Source organism: Oceanobacillus profundus (assembly GCF_003515705.1).
GTDB classification, from domain to species: Bacteria; Bacillota; Bacilli; order Bacillales; family Amphibacillaceae; genus Oceanobacillus; species Oceanobacillus profundus.
In genome coordinates this window covers 1-1,375 of the sequence record NZ_QWEH01000054.1, presented here as the reverse complement: position 1 = coordinate 1,375, position 1,375 = coordinate 1, and the positions used below count along the sequence as shown (strand labels likewise).

Annotated in this window: 1 protein-coding gene; it reads right to left on the bottom strand. The window is 39.6% G+C overall.

Annotated features, from left to right (window positions below):
- Nucleotides 1–31: 31 nt before the first annotated feature.
- Nucleotides 32–1,270: an IS256 family transposase gene (locus D1B32_RS23475; RefSeq protein WP_118890506.1), complete on the bottom strand. Its 1,239-nt coding sequence runs from the start codon at nt 1,268–1,270 to the stop codon at nt 32–34.
- Nucleotides 1,271–1,375 lie beyond the last annotated feature (105 nt).

Below are 1,375 nucleotides of genomic sequence, written 5' to 3'. Positions count from 1 at the left end.
GGGTTTGTCAAATAAAGTGTGTAAGTCCCTCTTACTCAAGGTACTTTAACACTCTATCTTTTAGCTCAACTTGAAGAAGAAGTTGGTTCATAACCATTGCCCAGTTTTGGATATGACCACCCTCCCACTTGGTTTCGAGTTCTTTTACTCGTAAAAATAATACTTTTAATAGAGCGTTCTCGTTGGGGAATGCTCCTTTTTTGGTTACTTTTCTGAAGCTGGAATGAATACTTTCTACTGCGTTGGTTGTGTACATTACCTTACGAATGGCACTTCCATAATCGTAAAGCTGTTCTACATGGTGAAAGTTCCTTGTCCAAACGTCAATAGCTCCTGGATATGCAGCCCATTGTTGTTGAAAAGATTCAAAAGCACTTAGGCAAGCCTTAAGGCTTGGTGCACCATAGACTTTCTTTAACGCTTTGGTGAATGCTTTATAATCCTTACTAGGAACGTATTTGACGGAGTTACGAATCAAATGGACCATACATCGTTGGACAATGACATCCGGGAAAATGGCACGTGATCCTTCTTCTAAACCACTTACCCCATCCATGGATATAAAGAAAATATCTTCGACTCCTCTTGCCTTAATTTCATCGAAAATCTGCATCCATTTATGCTTACTTTCTGTTTCGTTAAGCCATAGGCCAAGAATCTCTTTATTGCCCTCCATGGTATATCCTAATATCGTATAGACGGCATATTTCTTGGTTTCATATTGATTGCGAATGGTCGTGTACATACAGTCCACAAATACAAAGGCATAACAGTTACTTAATGGACGAGCCTGCCATTCTTCTAGCTCTGGAAGGACCTGATCCGTAATATCGGATACCATTTCATGGGACACTGAAAAACCATAAATATCTTCAATCGTGGAAGAAATATCTCGCTGCGACATTCCACGTGCGTACATGGAAATCACTTTATTTTCAATAGCAGAGACGTCTTTTTTTCGTTTTGGGATTAGTTCAGGATTAAAGGAGCCGTCACGATCTCTTGGCACCTTGATGTCGACTTCGCCTGAGCTCGTTTTGATGGTTTTCTTTCCATAGCCATTCCGTCTGTTTTCTGTCTCTTTTTTCTCTTTATCGTTCGCTTCATAGCCTAAATGTTGATTCATTTCACCCTTCAACATAGATTCAAACATAGGGCCAAATATATCTTTAAGTGCATTCTGCATGTCTTCTACAGTCTCTGGTTGGTAGTTTTCTAGAATTTGGTTCGCTAATTCAGCTGATTTCTCTTCTCGCTTTGTTTTAGCCAATAGAACAACCTCCCAATCGTTATAGTTTTATTCTAACAATAAAAAACTGAACTGCGAAGTAAGAGCCGTACGCTCTCTCACTTACACAGTTCAGTTTACACTCCC